The 15602-nt window shown below is 61.6% G+C and carries 14 protein-coding genes and 1 tRNA gene; 6 read left to right on the forward strand and 9 right to left on the reverse strand.

What is annotated here, in order from left to right; all coding sequences use genetic code 11:
* Positions 1-37: 37 nt before the first annotated feature.
* Positions 38-1333 carry an SAM-dependent methyltransferase gene (locus FPZ24_RS05035; RefSeq protein ID WP_240047623.1) on the reverse strand — a complete coding sequence of 432 codons (1296 nt, stop codon included), beginning with the start codon at positions 1331-1333 and terminating at the stop codon, positions 38-40.
* 575 nt (positions 1334-1908) lie between these two features.
* Here FPZ24_RS05035 and FPZ24_RS05040 point away from each other — a divergent pair.
* From FPZ24_RS05040 to FPZ24_RS05060, 5 genes are all read left to right on the forward strand, one after another.
* The gene (locus FPZ24_RS05040) at positions 1909-2670 is read left to right on the forward strand and encodes a hypothetical protein (protein WP_146570008.1); all 762 of its coding nucleotides are present in this window, start codon (positions 1909-1911) and stop codon (positions 2668-2670) included.
* Between the two features lie 75 nt (positions 2671-2745).
* Positions 2746-3624 carry a 3'-5' exonuclease gene (locus tag FPZ24_RS05045; protein WP_186729075.1) on the forward strand — a complete coding sequence of 293 codons (879 nt, stop codon included), beginning with the start codon at positions 2746-2748 and terminating at the stop codon, positions 3622-3624.
* Between the two features lie 95 nt (positions 3625-3719).
* Positions 3720-4346, forward strand: a complete 627-nt coding sequence (locus FPZ24_RS05050; RefSeq protein WP_146570010.1) for a MobA/MobL family protein — start codon at positions 3720-3722, stop codon at positions 4344-4346.
* A gap of 146 nt (positions 4347-4492) precedes the next feature.
* Positions 4493-5860 (forward strand): hypothetical protein, encoded by a 1368-nt coding sequence (locus FPZ24_RS05055; RefSeq protein WP_146570011.1) that lies wholly within the window; start codon positions 4493-4495, stop codon positions 5858-5860.
* Positions 5861-5930: 70 nt separating this feature from the next.
* The gene (locus tag FPZ24_RS05060; protein WP_146570012.1) at positions 5931-6230 is read left to right on the forward strand and encodes a hypothetical protein; all 300 of its coding nucleotides are present in this window, start codon (positions 5931-5933) and stop codon (positions 6228-6230) included.
* Positions 6231-6254: 24 nt separating this feature from the next.
* Here FPZ24_RS05060 and FPZ24_RS05065 read toward each other — a convergent pair whose 3' ends face one another.
* From FPZ24_RS05065 to FPZ24_RS05100, 8 genes are all read right to left on the reverse strand, one after another.
* Positions 6255-6929: a hypothetical protein gene (locus FPZ24_RS05065; RefSeq protein ID WP_146570013.1), complete on the reverse strand. Its 675-nt coding sequence runs from the start codon at positions 6927-6929 to the stop codon at positions 6255-6257.
* Positions 6926-7990, reverse strand: coding sequence for a hypothetical protein (locus tag FPZ24_RS05070; protein WP_146570014.1), 1065 nt, complete (start codon positions 7988-7990; stop codon positions 6926-6928). The genes FPZ24_RS05065 and FPZ24_RS05070 overlap by 4 nt, the downstream gene beginning before the upstream one ends.
* Positions 7991-8217: 227 nt before the next feature.
* Entirely contained in the window at positions 8218-8970 is a 753-nt protein-coding gene (locus FPZ24_RS05075; protein WP_146570015.1) for a hypothetical protein, read from the reverse strand.
* Positions 8967-9734: a PP2C family serine/threonine-protein phosphatase gene (locus tag FPZ24_RS05080; protein WP_186729076.1), complete on the reverse strand. Its 768-nt coding sequence runs from the start codon at positions 9732-9734 to the stop codon at positions 8967-8969. Before FPZ24_RS05080 ends, FPZ24_RS05075 begins: the two co-directional genes overlap by 4 nt.
* 4 nt (positions 9735-9738) lie before the next feature.
* The gene (locus FPZ24_RS05085) at positions 9739-10347 is read right to left on the reverse strand and encodes a vWA domain-containing protein (protein ID WP_240047624.1); all 609 of its coding nucleotides are present in this window, start codon (positions 10345-10347) and stop codon (positions 9739-9741) included.
* Between the two features lie 390 nt (positions 10348-10737).
* Entirely contained in the window at positions 10738-12561 is a 1824-nt protein-coding gene (locus FPZ24_RS05090; protein ID WP_146570017.1) for a site-specific integrase, read from the reverse strand.
* 85 nt (positions 12562-12646) lie between these two features.
* Positions 12647-12721, reverse strand: a tRNA-Glu gene (locus FPZ24_RS05095).
* A gap of 132 nt (positions 12722-12853) precedes the next feature.
* Positions 12854-14788, reverse strand: a complete 1935-nt coding sequence (locus FPZ24_RS05100; protein WP_146574189.1) for a polysaccharide biosynthesis protein — start codon at positions 14786-14788, stop codon at positions 12854-12856.
* Between the two features lie 243 nt (positions 14789-15031).
* On the opposite strand from FPZ24_RS05100, the gene rfbC reads away from it, so the two are divergent.
* Positions 15032-15598 carry a dTDP-4-dehydrorhamnose 3,5-epimerase gene (rfbC, locus tag FPZ24_RS05105; RefSeq protein WP_146570018.1) on the forward strand — a complete coding sequence of 189 codons (567 nt, stop codon included), beginning with the start codon at positions 15032-15034 and terminating at the stop codon, positions 15596-15598.
* The last annotated feature ends 4 nt before the right edge of the window (positions 15599-15602 follow it).

Below are 15602 nucleotides of genomic sequence, written 5' to 3' on the forward strand. Positions count from 1 at the left end.
TTTAATTGCCGGTTGCGGCCCACAGGCCGTCACGAATCTATGAAGGCTTTTCCACTAAGGCGTTTGCAATCATCGCGCTCAGGGCTTCTTCTGCGGCGGCCTTTACGACACGATCGTCGGACAACAAGTCACGCCGCATCCAGTTGGGGGCGCGCCTGACGACGTCGGCGATAATTCGCTCGGAGCTGGACATCATTGAGGTACGAGCAGGTTTCGAGGTTGTCGGCAACGTACCTATGTTTGCTGTTTTGACAGCTTGCCGATTGGGCCGGCGATCAAACTCATCGAAGAATCCGAGGCTTTGGGCGCGAAGGCGGCCGACATCCACTCGAATGCCGGCCGCATCGTTCGCCAGGGTGTCGGGTGGTGAGCTACTTCGCGGTATCTGCTGATGGTAAAGCGCCACAATTTCCGACCGCGACAAGCTCGGATTGCCGGCGACGTTTCCGACGACGCTGGCGAAGTTGAGCTTTCTCATGATCGCTTCGACACCGGGCGCGATCGCCTTGATGAAATAGTGCGAGTTCGGGCTGCGGGTGAAATCGCGGTGCACTCGGCCGGCTCGGGCGCCGACCCGCTGGATCGCGAAATCGGCGAGTGCCGGTGTCGTGAATTCGAAATCCGGGTGCCTGGTTTCAACAGGTCGGAGCTGCCGCGGCTCGGTGCGGCGTTCCCAAATCTGGAACAGTGCAGGCACGTTATACGGTTTGCCGCGGAAATGGAATGCGTTGTCCGGCACCAGTTCTTCTCGAACCAGGTGAAAAAACCGATTGAGACGATTTTCGATCGACGCCTTTCGGAACGATCGCGGCACGATGAGCGCGATGACATCGGCCTGGCGCGCCGCGTGGTTGAAGAACTTGACGGCCGTGCTGGCGTTTTTGCCAAACGGCGGGTTGCCGATGATGGCGCGCTGTCTGCTGCTTTTAACGTGGACCGTCAGGAAGTCGGCCTTGATGATGCCGGGGTATTTCGGTTCAACATCATAGGCGAGGCTGCCGGGGGGCAACAGTTTATAGAACGACCCCATACCGGCGGACGGCTCAATCATCAGGTAACGAGCTGGATCAAAATGCTGTTTGAAGATCCGGTAGAAGTGTTTCGCGACGCCCGGGCGGGTGTAATATTGATCGAGCCGGACATCCGACGGCCGATAGTCGGTTTTCGACTTTCGCTGACCGCGTTTACCGCCATTCTTGGCGACATTGGGTTGGACCTGGACGAGTGTTTCCGCCGACGGGAGAGCATCAGCTCGCGTCGATGCAGCGCGAACGACGGGGACATGGCGATAGACGTCGAACGTGCCGACGGGCAGCTTGGCTAACGAGATCATGAGGAGACGTTCCTGTCAGTGAACGGCTCCCGGCGGCCGTTCAGGACAATCCCACCAGCCACTGGTGGAACTCGAGACGGTGCTCCTCTCGTCTCGACACCGCGTACCGGGCGGCTAGCGACACACATCGATGAATTTCGACGACCGCCTCACCCTGCGCGACGCTCCGCGTGGATCGGGATTGGGCCGTGCGCCGTCAAACGACGCCTGTGTGCCTCTGCTCTATCAACTGTCCTACCGCATTCAGCAAGATCGGAGGCTGGTTAACGGCTGTACCGTTTCGATACAGTGACTTAGCTTGCCGCTTTCTCGTTCAATCGACCGCAGAAACGGACCGCTTCGGTCGCCGCCAAACGTCATCATTGTCGCCGCTGCGTGGAAAAGGGCTGCGGCCCACCGCCCCGCTAAATAAAGGTCCCTTTGAGCGGACTGCGGAAAAGCGCGGCCGGTTGCAACCATCGCGGCAGGGCTGGGAACAGGGGACAGATTGAAATTGCAGTGAGGACTGGGAAGTAGAGGAAAAGAGTTGATATTCAGCTCTTGGCTTCCTGGTCCTTCTTGCAAGGAGGTCTGTGATGCAATCACCTTTCGTGCCGACCATCATTCAGTCGGTGGGGCTGGCATGCGTGCCGGTCGACGACATGCCGCCGAACACATCGCTCGCGCGAAAGCCGGTCGCGGCGGCGATCGTCACGATCACTAGACGTGGTGATGGCCATCGCGACGCGGTCGTCAAATCCGTGTCGGACGCACGTGAACTCGAATGGCCGCTCCCGGTGTTGATTGATGACGCCTTAGTTGGTGGAGCGCCGACGATCATCGCGGACAGCGACCGCGACGTGCTGACCACCGAGGCAGCGTCGCGACGCTTCTTCGCTGAGCCAAAGCTCGGCGCGCTGGCGAAAGGGCAGGGGGTCATCGACCCTGCCGCCATGCTTGGCGAGCGGCACGATGAAGCGGCGCTGTGCCGAAGGCTCGGTATTCCCGCCAACCTCGTGCCGGATATGGACGTGGGCCGATGGTGGAACCGTAACGCGCCCGTTGCCGTCGAGGATGTCGCGCTGACGGCCGCTGTATCGCGGTTGGTATTATGGGCGCACTTCGCGTCGTTCCAGAGCGCCGAGCCCGATCCGTTTTTCGAGACGCTGTTGCCGTTGCGCGAACGGCTGATGGAACTGGAAGCTGATCATCCGGGGTTGAAGCCGTTTCTGGCGTCGCGACCGTTCCACCGCGCCGCATCGTTCGCGAGTTTCTATCGCGAGTATCGCGCCAAACGCGACGCCGGCGATACCGAAGCGAGGTGGGTGACGTTCGAGGACGGCCAGTCCTACGTCTGATTGCTGCCACTATCATCATGAACTTCGACAAGACCCCGCTTCGACGGGGTCTTGTCGTTTCGAGGAGACGACATCGTGCCGCAATGGCTGTCGCCCGATACAGAAAGTGCTGCCGCCCTCCTGGAGGCGCATCCTGATTATCGTGTTCTAAGATCACTGCCGCCGCTCGACCTGCTGCCGCTCCCGGCGCCCGAGGGCCGGCTACGCACCGCCGCGATCATCGACACCGAGACCACGTCGCTCGATCCCGCAACCGGCAGCATCATCGAACTCGCCATCTGCGCGGTCACGTTCGATGGCCGCGGACGGATCGTCGGGATCGGTCCGGTCCATGATTGGCTGGAAGACCCCGGCCATCCGCTGCCGTCCGAAATCGTCAAGCTGACAGGACTGTGCGATCAGGACTTGTCCGGCCAGCGCATCGACGATGCCAGGGTGGTCGAGATGCTGTCGACCGCCGATCTGATCGTCGCGCACAATGCGAGATTCGACGCGACCTGGATCGAGCAACGCTATTCCAGCCTCGCCGGACAGGCCTGGTGTTGCTCGCTCACCGACGTGGATTGGCGAGGGCTAGGTTATGAAGGCCGCCAGCTCGGCGCCCTGCTCGGCGAGGCAGCCGGGTTCTTCAACGGCCGCCATCGTGCGGATTCGGATGTCGCGGCTTTGGTCGCGCTTCTGACGACGACGCTGTCGTCGGGGCGCACCGCGTGCAGCGAGATGATCCTGTCGGCGCAACGCCCGACCGTCCGGATCATCGCCGAGGGCGCGCGGTTCGAGGTGAAAGACCGGCTCAAGGCGCGGGCCTATAAGTGGGACCAGAATATCCGCCGCTGGGGGAAAGAGGTTACCAGCAATTCGGTCGACGAGGAGCGAGCTTGGCTCGCCGAGCAGGCCGGGTGCCGTAACCCGAGCATGCGCGACATCACATGGTATCAGCGCCACCGCGTCTGATCCCCCCTCCACCATTCCAACCAATTTCACGAAATCTCGTGGGACCGCCCGCGCGGATCGCCGCCTTGTGCGGCATCACCCCCAAGGAGAAGTCTATGTTCAGCCTGTATCACGACCGCCCGTTCAACGTCCGCTATGCCCTGCACCAGCACAGCGGACGGTACACGCCCGAGTTGCTGCGGACACATCGCACCGCGCGCGCCTCGTGGCTGTATATCCATCGTCAGCATGGCAGCGATCTGGTCGGCCCCACGCCCGACTGGTCGATCCGCGACGACCTGGTGGCAAGCGGTCGCTGCGCGCCCGCGCGCGCGAACCATCCTTCACTGGACGGTCTGGGATTGTGGGATCAGGCCGACACCCACGCCGCCCAAATCCGACCCGACGAACCGGTTTGCGCGCACGCGGTAGGGTCGCTCCCGATCGGTGCGGGCATCACCGGTTGGCGCAGCCTGATCGAAGGGTTCAGCGAAGATTATCTGACGTCTCAGGGCATGACCGTTGATTGGGCGATCCATCAACGTGCTGCAGATGGTGATCGGCCGGAAATCCTGCCGCACTGCCACCTCCTGATCACGATGCGGGCGTTTGATGCGTCGCGGCCAGATCTTGGCCGCGTGCGCCAGAACTGGTTGCGCACCGATAAGGCGCGCAAGGCGCTCGCCGAGAAATGGTGGGCGTATAGCGGCATCACGCCGCGCATTTACGCTATCGCGGCCTAGATCGGACGGCAAAGGGGGCGACCTGGCCAGCCGAGTCGGCGCGCCAATGCACGGAACAAACCGGTACGAGCTGGAGCCGGTCGCCCCTATAAGCTGGTAGTTCGGGCTCAATCCTGGACGTGAAACCTTAGTCCAGGAGAATTACCATGGCCAATCCCAAGCCACTCAGCTCGTTGGAAGCCGAGTTTCGTCGTTGTTTGCGGCGGATCGATCCCGTGACCGATGCCGGTAACGGCCAGTCGCTGGCCGACGCCGCTGCAAGTCTGATCGCCGCCGACGCCATGCAGGCCGAGGTGACCCCGGAAGCTGCGGCTCGGATACCGGACGCGGAATTGATGGCGGGGATGACGGCAATAGCGGATCTGCTGCGCGGAGGGGTGACCAAGGTCGTCGCGCTTCCGTTCGGCACCAAGGCGCGCTGGATCAATCACGGCCTCGTGACGGTCGGCGACCAGCGCTACGTCATGGTCGATATCTGGGGCGGCATGCACCGCGAGCATGAGGCGCCAGCGTCGCAAGTCGGCCCGAACCTCGAGATGTTTCTGGCCGAACTGAAGCATGAGACCGAAGGGCAAGCGTGTCGCGGGCTGGGCATGCCCGTGGTCATCACCGAAGAGGGCTCGGTTGACGCGTACTCGCTCCACTTTGCGCCGTGCGCTGCAGCTGGCGGGGCATCGCTTAATGTGCCGATCGAGCGGCCGATCAACCAGCTGCCGCACGACGCCTTCGACCTGATCGTCAAGTTGATGGCTTATGCGATGGAAATCTTCTGGAGCCAGCGCTCGTCGCTTGCGCGGCGGGCGAGGTCGGCGAAAACGACGTTCGAAACCGAGGCGGCACTTGCCGGGACCGAAGCTGCCGGCCTGAACCTCGTCGATTTCTGGTCGAAGCCATTCGAGGTAGTGGACTTTACGGGCGAGACGATGCCCGAGCAGCTCACCCTGTATATCGGCCTCCAAACCTTTGACGCGGCGCTGCGTCCGGGCGTCGAACACTGGCTCATGCCTGGCAAGGCACAAGCGCGAGTGGCGATGCAAGAAGCGGTGCGGGCGCATGTCGGAAAAGCAAAGCGGCTGAAGCAAGCTGGCGCGCTATGTGTCGAAGGGTTGGCGGCCACCATCCTTGAGGCAGCACCCGGCGGGAGCATCCCCGTCCTGCGGCGCCTCTCGCAACGGATGGCGACCGATGTCGTCTTGCCGATCTCACGGGGCCGCCAACTCGTGTCTCGCCTCTATTGGTCAAACGGGACGATCAAGGCTTGGCAGATAGCGCACGAACGCGTTCAGTTTCGTGACGAGGAGGTGACGCTCTGCGATCTTGCCATGCCCAATGCGATTGCAGATGGCCTCGTAGGTCGCCGGCTGGACGAGATCATTGATATGCCGATGCCATGCGCCGCCAGGTTTCGCTGGGTCGAGCGCCGTTCCGAAGGGGCCCTTGTCCTGCGGTTGCACGACGTGTTTCACGACATCGATTTTGCATCGGGAGAGATCGGGGAGGCGATACCGTTCTGACGCGCGGCGGTGGCGAGAAGAAGTGTGAAGGTGGGCAGGAAGGGCAGACCATGTGTTGATAGGAAAAAAGATGATTGTCGCTGCGCTCTCGATCGGTCTCATTTATGGCCTCGCACGATGGTTCCCGCGCATGCTCGTCGCCGTGGCCGCCACGTTCATCGCCGTCATGCTTGCCAAGAAGGCACAGCGTTTGACCCGCGCCATGCTCGCAAATCGGCCCTGCGATCTCGACTATGATCGCAAGCCGAGCCGCGCGCAGCGACGCCAGATGCGCGCAAGCCTGCGGGTTGCGCTCAAGCAAACCGATTTACGAAGCTTGTTTCCAACGACGGTGGCTGGCGCGGAGCGATGGATCAGTCGAGCGCGCTGATCCTCCATCATGATGCCAAGGATGTCACCGCGCCCACGGTAACCGGTACGCGGTCGATCCGGTTTCAACGATCAGCACGGAAGCGCTATTGGCCTGCTCGACCGCCGTCACGCGCCAGCCCGATCCGCGCAACGAGGCGTAGTCTACGACTTCCTCCACCAGCCGACCGACAAAGCCAATCGCCATCGTTTCTGGAATTGGACGGCCCAGCTCGATCCGTAGTAACCCGAAGCTGGTGTCGAACGTCACCGTCTTCAGCCGGACGCGGACCTCGATCGAATGGCCATTGATGCGGACTTTCGCGGAATCGTAATTTGACAGGTCGACACTGGTCCCGTGCATCAACTGCGTGTCCGGCCATGCTGGTCGCAAACCTGCGACGATATGGCGAAGAACATGCTTCCCCCACGACGACATGTTACATCGCGATGATAGCCGGGGTCGACGTGGCCACCCATAACCTGGCTCGATCGTTTCGATCACATCGTCGAGCTCCAGGCCATCGCTCGCCAGCAATGCGATTAGAAACTGAGATACCGACCGAACCGTCGCGCCGATCTCCTGCCGGAAAATTTCGCGCGCACGGTCGGCATAGCGCTTCTCGGCTGCTCCTATCTCGCGCCGCGCCTTACTGCGGGCCAATTGCATCCGCCGGGCGTCAACGGGCGAGGGCGAGTCGGGGCCTGCATCGCCGCTCATGGCGTGCACTTCTTCCGGATAGTGCTCGTGCCATGGCATTTGGGATAGGCGCTGCAGCCCAATAACGGCACAGGCTTTCCGTTGACAGCTGGTCCCCAGCGCTTGACCATCGACGACCCGCAACGCGGACACGTCCTGGCCGCCCGCTTCTTTCCGGCCTTCCCTTTTTTAACTTTGGCGGGGGTTGGCGCGGGCAGCGTGCCCAGGAAAATGTTTGGCCGGGCACGGCCGGCGATTCCGAGATGCGCCAGATCCGCAGTTGCCTGATCGCGCGCCGCCAAGGCTGCTTCAACGTCCCGGTCGAGGAGCCACACCGCTTTTCGAACACGCGCAACCTTCGTCTCGAGGTCGGGAAGTAGGGACTGCGCTCGAAGTTCGAGCTGCCGCTCATGCTGCCGGACCGCCGCTTCAGCGTTGGCAAACACTTTGTCCCGGTCCGCCGAACGTGCGGCGTGCTCCGCCCACACCGCGATTTCTTCGCGCCAGAACAGCAGCGATACGATCCGCGCTTCGCCGACGCCGCCGATGGCGGTTAGGGCAGGGCGGGATATATCCGCCGCGCTCACAATCCCATGGGTGGCGAGGTGGGTGCGAAGAGCCGAACCGATACCGGGGACCTTTGCCTGGTTGATTGTTTCGCGCGCCATTATGCCTGTCGCCATCTTGGCGGTGATCCGTGCGGCCGTCCGTGCGACGACCGCCAATCTGGCAGTGCGGATGCGATCAATCTGATCGACATAGCCACGCAACTGGTCGATCAGCTTGGCGATATCCCAAATGCCGAGCCGCGAACGCCACTCGTCCAGCGCTCGGGTCGCCGCCAGTTGCGCGGCGTCGTTGCGCTCGATGAACTTCTGCATGACCCCTGACAGCAGTAGACCGGTTCTGCCCGCTACCGCGGCCAGCGCCTTTCTGGCCCCTTTGCTCGGCGGCATGTCCTGTCGCGACCACATCGGCATCATTGCTTCGCCTGCGTGACGCTTCGCATATTTGATCGCCTCGGAGACATCGTCGACAATCTTGGACCGTTGTACCGGCTGGCCAGGGTTAGTCGTCGTCACCCCACCCGGGAAAATCGGCCGCCCGGTCTCACGCTCGATGCGGCACCACGGGCAAGACGCAGCCTCTTGCGGGAAGTAGTGATTTAGGATGCGCGGGCAGGGCGTCAGGCTCGTCGCGAAACCGCCAAGCGCGTTGACCCATTCGGCGGCGCTGGGTCTCGAACGCCCGCGGCCCGCAAATGCACGCTCGAACAGGATGCGGATCGAGCGTGGCAGATCATCCAGCCTTAGCGCGCCGGGGGGGGCGTCGCACCGACGGTCCGCAGGAGCGAATAGGCGAACCGGCCCTGGACGATCGCTTGCTCGAGTGGAACCGGCCGGCCACGCACGACACCGGCATAGGGATGGCGACCCAGTGCCAGGAGCTGGAATAGGATGACGGCAAGCCCGAACGCGTCGTGATCGATTGTGCGATCGATCGCGCCGAATGGCATGCCCTGGATCTCGGGCGGCGTGAACTCGGGCATGCCGACGCGGCAACGGTGCATACCGATTTGAAAACTGTCGGCGTCGATCAACGTAACGGTGCCGTTCTGTGCAACGAGGAAGCCCGCGCTGTTGATATCGCCGATCACGACGCCGGCTGCGTGCACGTTTGCCACGATCCGCGCGACGTTGAGGGCGACGTGCACAATGAACCGATAATCGGCTTTCGGAAAATGCTCGCGGCGGGACCCTGTAGCAATCAGTTCGTGGATCGGCTGGTGACCCATCACGCGCCGCATCGTAAAACCGGCGAACCGTCCGTCGGCGGTTCGGACAATCTCGAGCGGGAAGGTTACGTTCGAACAAGCAGCGCCGAGACTGCGAGCGATGATGTCGCGGACCTTGGCCTCGCGTGCGGCATCGGGCGTGAGGTAGACCTTGGCCGCGCGTCCCGTGCCATCAGCAGCCGCGTAAATCTCGCCTTCGCCGCCGCGCCCGATGCGGTCCGCAATGGGAAAGTGAGTGCTACCGCACAGCAAGACCGGCGCTGTCATCCGGCTTTTATCCAAATGCCGCGAGGATCAGGGTCTTGTCGTCGTCGGTGCGGGCGTTCACGCCGTCCGAGATCGAGGAACGCTGCCAGCTTGCGTGACAGCGGTTGGTCGTGACCGATGATCACTCCCGCGGCCATCGTCCTGAAAAGCCCGTCGAAACACGGCGGGTGAGCGGTGCGGCTTGCGAAATCTAGCGCCAGCCGTTCGAGACCGTCGGTCAGGAGCGCCAGGCGATCGATGTGAAGTTCGCCGGTAACGCCGATGCGCAGGCGCGGATTGGTGTCGGTGATGAAATAGGTGGTGGAAGCGTATTCACCATTATCGGGCCAACTCAGCTCGATGAGTGCCGCGTCGTCGATAGCTCTGGCAATGATGGTTCCGTCGCCGATGTGCGCCGTAATGGAGCTTGTCCCGTCGCTGATCGCTAGCACCAGTGTCGTCGCGAAACTGCCCGGCGAGCAACCGAGGCGATCAGCCGCGACGATGATCATCAGCCGAACTTCTGCGACCCACAACTCGATCATAGCCGGGCTCGGCATGACGCCAGCCTTCGATATCCAGTCTTTGGCTCTGCTAGTCATGACACGCGCTGTGATCGCGGCGCCGTATCCGCCGAGCGCTGCGCTGCCGGCCCCGTCGCACGCGACCGCGATCAGGAATCCGGGCGGCGCCGTCAGGACGCGCCATGCATCCTGACGGCGCTCACCCGCCTGTGCGTGGGCAGTGCCGCGTCGCGACGCGGCTACCCAGGTCCAGTTGGACACGTGCTTAGACGATCGACGCCCAGCCGGCGGGGCCGGCCGGATTGGTCAGGGTCACCGCCTGGCCGGTGGTCGAGCGCGACACCGCGGACAGCGAGCTCGACAGCCACCGGAACATCGCGCCGAATGCGAGCCCGCGCAGCATTACCGGGGCGCTGACGGAGATGTTCGCGAGGGTATTGGTATCCGCACTGTCTACACCGACCGCGAAGAACGAGAAGCTCTTGCGCCGCTCGCCTTCCTGAACGCGGCGCGCGGCGCGCTCCCAACTGTCAGTCGGCGCCCCGTCAGTAACCATGAAGATCATCGGCCGGTATGGCGTGATACCCGCACTGCGATACTGCCGCTGACGCGAGCTTACGAGATCGATAGCGACGTTGATCGCCTCGCCCATTGGGGTGCTACCTTTGGCCTTGAGAGGCTGCGGATAGAACGCCTTCGCCGATCCGAACTCGGCGAGGACGTTAACGCTGTCACCGAACGTGACTACGGCGATTTCGAGGCGTTTGGCTGCGAGGCTGTCTTCGCGAACGTCGTTCGCGAACTGCTGCAGGCCAGCGTTCAGCGCCGCGATCGCCTCGCCCTGCATCGAGCCGGATATGTCGAGCAGCAACACGCAAGCGCAGCGCGGCTCGCAGTTGTCGGCGAACTCGACCAGATCGAACCCCCGGGGGCGAGATCGTCGCCGAACGGCACCTGTACATAATCGTCCATCATTGCTTACCTCTTCATGGCGAGGCCATCTGCCGACACGGCAACGACGACCCCGCAGACTACGGATCGCAGAGTGTCGTGAGCCAACGGCGCACGGCCGATGATCTCCACTCAGCTATTTGAAGGGGCGTTTGCCGATGTCGATCTCGGCAAACGTAAACGCGTCGCGTCAGGCGCGGTTATCATCGACTCGGCCAACCAGGCGCTGCTGGATCGACAGGCGTCTCGACTCAGCGGACAAACATCCGCGTCATTCGTGTCTCGTACTAAAAGACTGATTACAAGTACTTCCTCAAGTGCGCGCAGCGCTCTCAATGGCATTCCAATCTATGAACCCCAGTTTGAGCCGCTTGATGTGACGGTGGAGGTTGGCGACAGCCCGGCCAAAACCGTACCCGCCACCGACGTCGGCCGGCGCATGGCCGGTCAACTGATCATGCACATCCTTTGGGATATCCGCGTCGCGGCACAAATCCTTGAACGTATGGCGAAAGCTGTAGAACACGATCCGCGGATCCTTGCTCACCGCATGATCGATCACGCGGGCAGCGCGGCGGCTTGCTTCCTTGGTCTTGACCCCCAGCTTGTCGGCCTTGAGGTCACGAAAAAGCCGTACGGCACCACTGGCACGCTGCCGCTCCACATAATCCATGAACCCAAGTTCGATGAGCTTGGGATGAAGCGGCAGGACGCGGCGAGACCCTTCGGTCTTCACGCGGTTCTGCTCGGTCTCGACGTCGGGATCAACGTAGTCGGTGACGTCGATATAGGGGACGCGCTGTTCGGTCTTCACGTCCGTCAACAGCACTTGTCCCAGCTCTTCGATGCGACCGCCGGTCATTAGACCGAGCAGGAATAGCCAACGAAGCGTGATGTCGGAGACTGCTGATTTGCTTTGGGGAATCGACCACGGCTGCGCGAACAGCGGGTCTTTGAACAGCTTGGCTAACTCGTCCTTGGTAAACGGACGCCGATCGCCTTTCTTCGAATAGCCCTCGACCTTGATCCCCGCGGCCACGTTGGCCGGAATGTAGCGTTCCTGGAACGCGAATCCGAGCAGCGCCTGGATCGCGCCGAGATATTTCTTGATCGACGCCGGCATCACCCGGTCGAGATCATCGCGCCGCGAGTAGAGCGCGTGCTGATCAACGAACGCCAATTTGCGATGCGTCCGTGGCATGCTTTTGGGCATTTGCGCGACCGCATCGCGATACTCGAAGCAATCGTCCGCCGTGATCTCGCCAATCCCGATATCGCCGAGATAGCTCGTGAAGTCCGCGACTGCCTTGTCGGCGGCCGCCTGCATCTTCAGCGTCGGCTTGCGCTTGTCCTTCCATTCCGCGGCCAAGTCGCGAAGATTCATGTCGGGCCGGGCGCGCGACTTATTCGGCCGACGTCGCAGCGATGCTTCCCGTGGGGTCTGCTCACGGATTTCTGGTGACGCCAACGCCGCGGCGATCGCGTCGGCAAGCGGCTCGTCGATACCCGGCACGTTGCCTTCTGCAAGGCCGATCTGTCGCTTGAGCGCTGCAACTTGCTCGGCGAGCAGTGGACGCCACCGCCGACGCGGCGTGCGGCGCTGATAGTCGAACCAACAATCGCCGGGCGCGCGGTGGCTGATCGCGATTTCCGCCTCTAACCTTGCGATCGTTTCGTCGGATAGTTCGTCGTCGGTGTCGCTGCCGGCGACCCGCTTGCGGTACGCGATCCAATCCTCAGGGGTCATCGACTGTGCCGTCGGCAGCCGTTCACCGGCTAGATCCTCGACCGCGTCATCGAGCTCGCGTAGAATGAATCCCACATCGAGACCGCCCGAAGCGAAGCCGGTGCCGGACCGGCGGGTGAGGTGGCGCTCCACGAGAGCCTGTGCTTCCTCGGGCGAAAGCGCGCCGCCGCCCTGTTTCTTGAGCGTCTCGCGAAACGCGGCGATCTTTTTCTCGAACTCGCCGTTCTCGATCGCCAGCCGCTTTTCGGCCTCGCGGCGGTCAGACGTCCTGAGCGTCACCTTGTAGAGCTCGCCACAGTTGAACAGCGGACGCAGCGCTTCCGGCACCTTGCGGCGGAGGTAGAAGATGCCGCTACGCGGGTCTTCCCACAGTCCCTTGATCCTCGTCATTCCCTATCTCCGGTGTACCCGTTGGGTGTACTCGCCGAGACCTTAATGACAGGAAAACCGCATAATCCGCCAGTTTTGGCGTATCTGGTGACCCCTACGGGAATCGAACCCGTGTTTCAGCCGTGAGAGGGCCGCGTCCTAACCGCTAGACGAAGGGGCCGAAAAGCGGGAACGCGGCGCAGTAGGGCGGTGGGGGCGGAGCGTCAAGGCGATTGCGCGGCGGTAGTAGCCACCGGCGAATCACGGCCAACAAGTGACCGAGGCAGAATGTTCACGAAGCTTTTTGATGCATTCAGGAAATTCCCATCGACGACATTTCGAGGTTGTCGGTGCATTCGAGCATCGTCCAATCAACCACATTGCTGATCGGCGAGAACTCGGGAACCAAGGTCCGCACCAACGACCGAGCCTCGAGGACTTCGCCCGCTTCGATCATGTCGCGCAGACGATCCAGCTCCCGGCGTAACACCGACCAAGGAAGGCAGTCTTCCGTCGCTTTCATGATACGGGGATGCGCGGTCGGCATTGGATTATCGCCGATGAGCAGTTCTTCGTACAGCTTTTCACCGGGCCGAAGTCCGATTACACTTATCTCGATGTCGCCGTCAGGCCGGGTTTCATCGCGCACGGTAAGTCCGGAAAGGTGGATCATGTTTCGCGCGAGGTCGCGAATCAAAATAGGGTCCCCCATATCGAGAACGAATACTTCGCCACCATGAGCCATACTGCTGGCCTGCAACACGAGTTGTACTGCTTCGGGTATGGTCATGAAATAACGGGTGATCCCCGGATGCGTTATGGTCAGCGGCCCGCCTTGTTGGATCTGGCGGCTAAACAGCGGGACCACCGACCCACTGGATCCCAGCACGTTCCCGAAGCGCACCATCGAAAAGCACGTGCTGTGCGGAGGGGTGGCGGTGCTCAATCCCTGTAGAACAAGCTCGGCGAGCCGCTTTGACGCACCCATAACGTTGGTCGGCCGAACGGCCTTGTCGGTGCTGATCAGTACGAAATCTCGCACGTCGTGCTGAACGGCTAGCTCGGCGATCACCGCTGTACCGATTACATTGTTACGCAGCCCCTCGAGCGGATTGTGCTCAACTAGCGGCACATGCTTGAAAGCGGCGGCATGGAATATCATCCGCGGTTTCCACGTGCGAATGATCGTGTCCATCCGCGTCGCATCCACAACGGAAGCCAACAACGGCACCAACCGGTCACCGCCGACCGGGGCAAGTTCCTCATTGATCGAATAGAGCGAATATTCGCTGGTTTCGACGAGCAGAAGCTTGGCCGGCTTCATCGCGATAATCTGTCTGCACAGCTCACATCCAATGGATCCGCCAGCGCCGGTCACCAAGATGACATTGTCGGTAATGTCATCGAACAAGGTACCGACCTCCTGTTCAACCGGGCTGCGTTGCAGCAAGTCATTGATGGTCACTTCGCGGAAGTCGTTTACATGGACGGTGCCGTGCGCAAGCTGAAGCATGTCCGGTACCTTGCGAACGCGCACTCCAATGGCCGTAAGTTCCTCGATGATCGCGGCGCGGCGCGCGCGACTGGCCGATGGAATGGCGAGCAAGACGTCGGTGACCCCCAGGCTTTTGACCTGACTTTCAACGTCGCGTGGCGAATAGACGCGAAATCGCCGCACCCTTCGTTGGTGTAGCGAGGCATCGTCGTCGATAAAGCCGACGATCTTCATCTTGTCGCTCGCCGCCATGACTTGAGCAAGGTGGCGGCCTGAAACTCCCGCACCATAGATCAATACGCGGGCTTTGGCGGCGGTTCGTGTCCCGCCCAGGATCGGCTTGGTCAACAAGACGCTTGCGATTCCGCGCGATGCCGCGACCGCGATGAACATCAGGCCTGGTTGTATCAGTCCCACCGTGCGCGGAACCCAATCGAACCCGTAAGCGGTGATGAGCGCAAAATAGCCCAGCCCGTAAACTGCACAGGCGGTCGCGCTGGAAGCCACCGCATCGGCACCCGCATAGCGAAACACGACGCGGTACAGCCCAAACGCAGCGAAGACCGGAATTGCCAGCAAGATCGACAAAGCGATTGCCAGCATCGGGCGTCCGTTCATCGGCATCCACACGCCAAGGCGCAGATAATAGGCTAGCCAGACCGTGATCGCGCACAAGGCAGCGTCGACACCAATTGCGATCGTTCTTTTCCACGGCCTCGGTAAGCCGAGCAAAGGATGTACAACCAACCGCATTAACGCACTCCACAAACGCTGGTAGCAGCCGCGATCCGTTCTCGCGGATATATTAAGTGCGTGCCCATTAATGAAAAACAGCGGCTTGAGATAGAGCCGGCGCTCACGCTCGGTAAGCTTCGAGCGAAAGCTTCGGCGGAAGGCGGCTGGAATGCCCTGGGGACGCGACTGCAACGCGAGCAGGCATAGAGGTGAAGAATCGATAATTGCTCGCGTTGTGCCCTGTCGTTAAGAGGCGTTCAAATGCCCAATGTCAGTCTCCTGCACCCCCGCCGCTTTAGCGATTCTCGCGGCTGGTTCGCCGAAGTATATTCCGAGCCGGCCTTCGAAAAACTCGGCATTGTCTGCCACTTCGTGCAAGACAATCATGCTCTTTCGATATCGCCTTTCACGCTACGTGGGCTGCATTTCCAGACACCGCCCCACGCCCAAGCCAAGCTCGTTCGTTGCGTCCGCGGACGTATCTTCGACGTTGCGGTCGACGTTCGACGCAACTCGCCTTCCTTCGGGCAGTGGGTTGGAGCGGAATTGTCGGCCGACAACGGTGACCAGCTATTCGTTCCCGCGGGTTTTGCGCACGGCTATTTGACGTTGGAATCCAATTGCGAGGTCGCCTACAAGTGCTCTGCGGTGTATGCGCCGGAGCATGATGGCGGCATTCGATGGGACGATCCGACCATCGGTGTCGTTTGGCCCTTACCCAAGGGTATTCGACCGCAGCTCTCGGCCAAGGACGAAGCGCAGCCGTTGATCGCAGATTTCGTCAGTTCGTTCGACTATGATGGACATCCCCTAACGTCACTAAGCTGAAAGA

This window comes from Sphingomonas panacisoli (assembly GCF_007859635.1).
Taxonomy (GTDB): domain Bacteria; phylum Pseudomonadota; class Alphaproteobacteria; order Sphingomonadales; family Sphingomonadaceae; genus Sphingomonas; species Sphingomonas panacisoli.

Bases quoted from the DNA above. Each gene is read 5' to 3' on its own strand.
- FPZ24_RS05035 (WP_240047623.1), bottom strand. From the start codon at position 1,333: ATGATCTCGTTAGCCAAGCTGCCCGTCGGCACGTTCGACGTCTATCGC.
- FPZ24_RS05040 (WP_146570008.1), top strand. From the start codon at position 1,909: ATGCAATCACCTTTCGTGCCGACCATCATTCAGTCGGTGGGGCTGGCA.
- FPZ24_RS05050 (WP_146570010.1), top strand. From the start codon at position 3,720: ATGTTCAGCCTGTATCACGACCGCCCGTTCAACGTCCGCTATGCCCTG.
- FPZ24_RS05055 (WP_146570011.1), top strand. From the start codon at position 4,493: ATGGCCAATCCCAAGCCACTCAGCTCGTTGGAAGCCGAGTTTCGTCGT.
- FPZ24_RS05060 (WP_146570012.1), top strand. From the start codon at position 5,931: ATGATTGTCGCTGCGCTCTCGATCGGTCTCATTTATGGCCTCGCACGA.
- FPZ24_RS05065 (WP_146570013.1), bottom strand. From the start codon at position 6,929: ATGAGCGGCGATGCAGGCCCCGACTCGCCCTCGCCCGTTGACGCCCGG.
- FPZ24_RS05075 (WP_146570015.1), bottom strand. From the start codon at position 8,970: ATGACAGCGCCGGTCTTGCTGTGCGGTAGCACTCACTTTCCCATTGCG.
- FPZ24_RS05090 (WP_146570017.1), bottom strand. From the start codon at position 12,561: ATGACGAGGATCAAGGGACTGTGGGAAGACCCGCGTAGCGGCATCTTC.
- FPZ24_RS05100 (WP_146574189.1), bottom strand. From the start codon at position 14,788: ATGCGGTTGGTTGTACATCCTTTGCTCGGCTTACCGAGGCCGTGGAAA.
- rfbC (WP_146570018.1), top strand. From the start codon at position 15,032: ATGCCCAATGTCAGTCTCCTGCACCCCCGCCGCTTTAGCGATTCTCGC.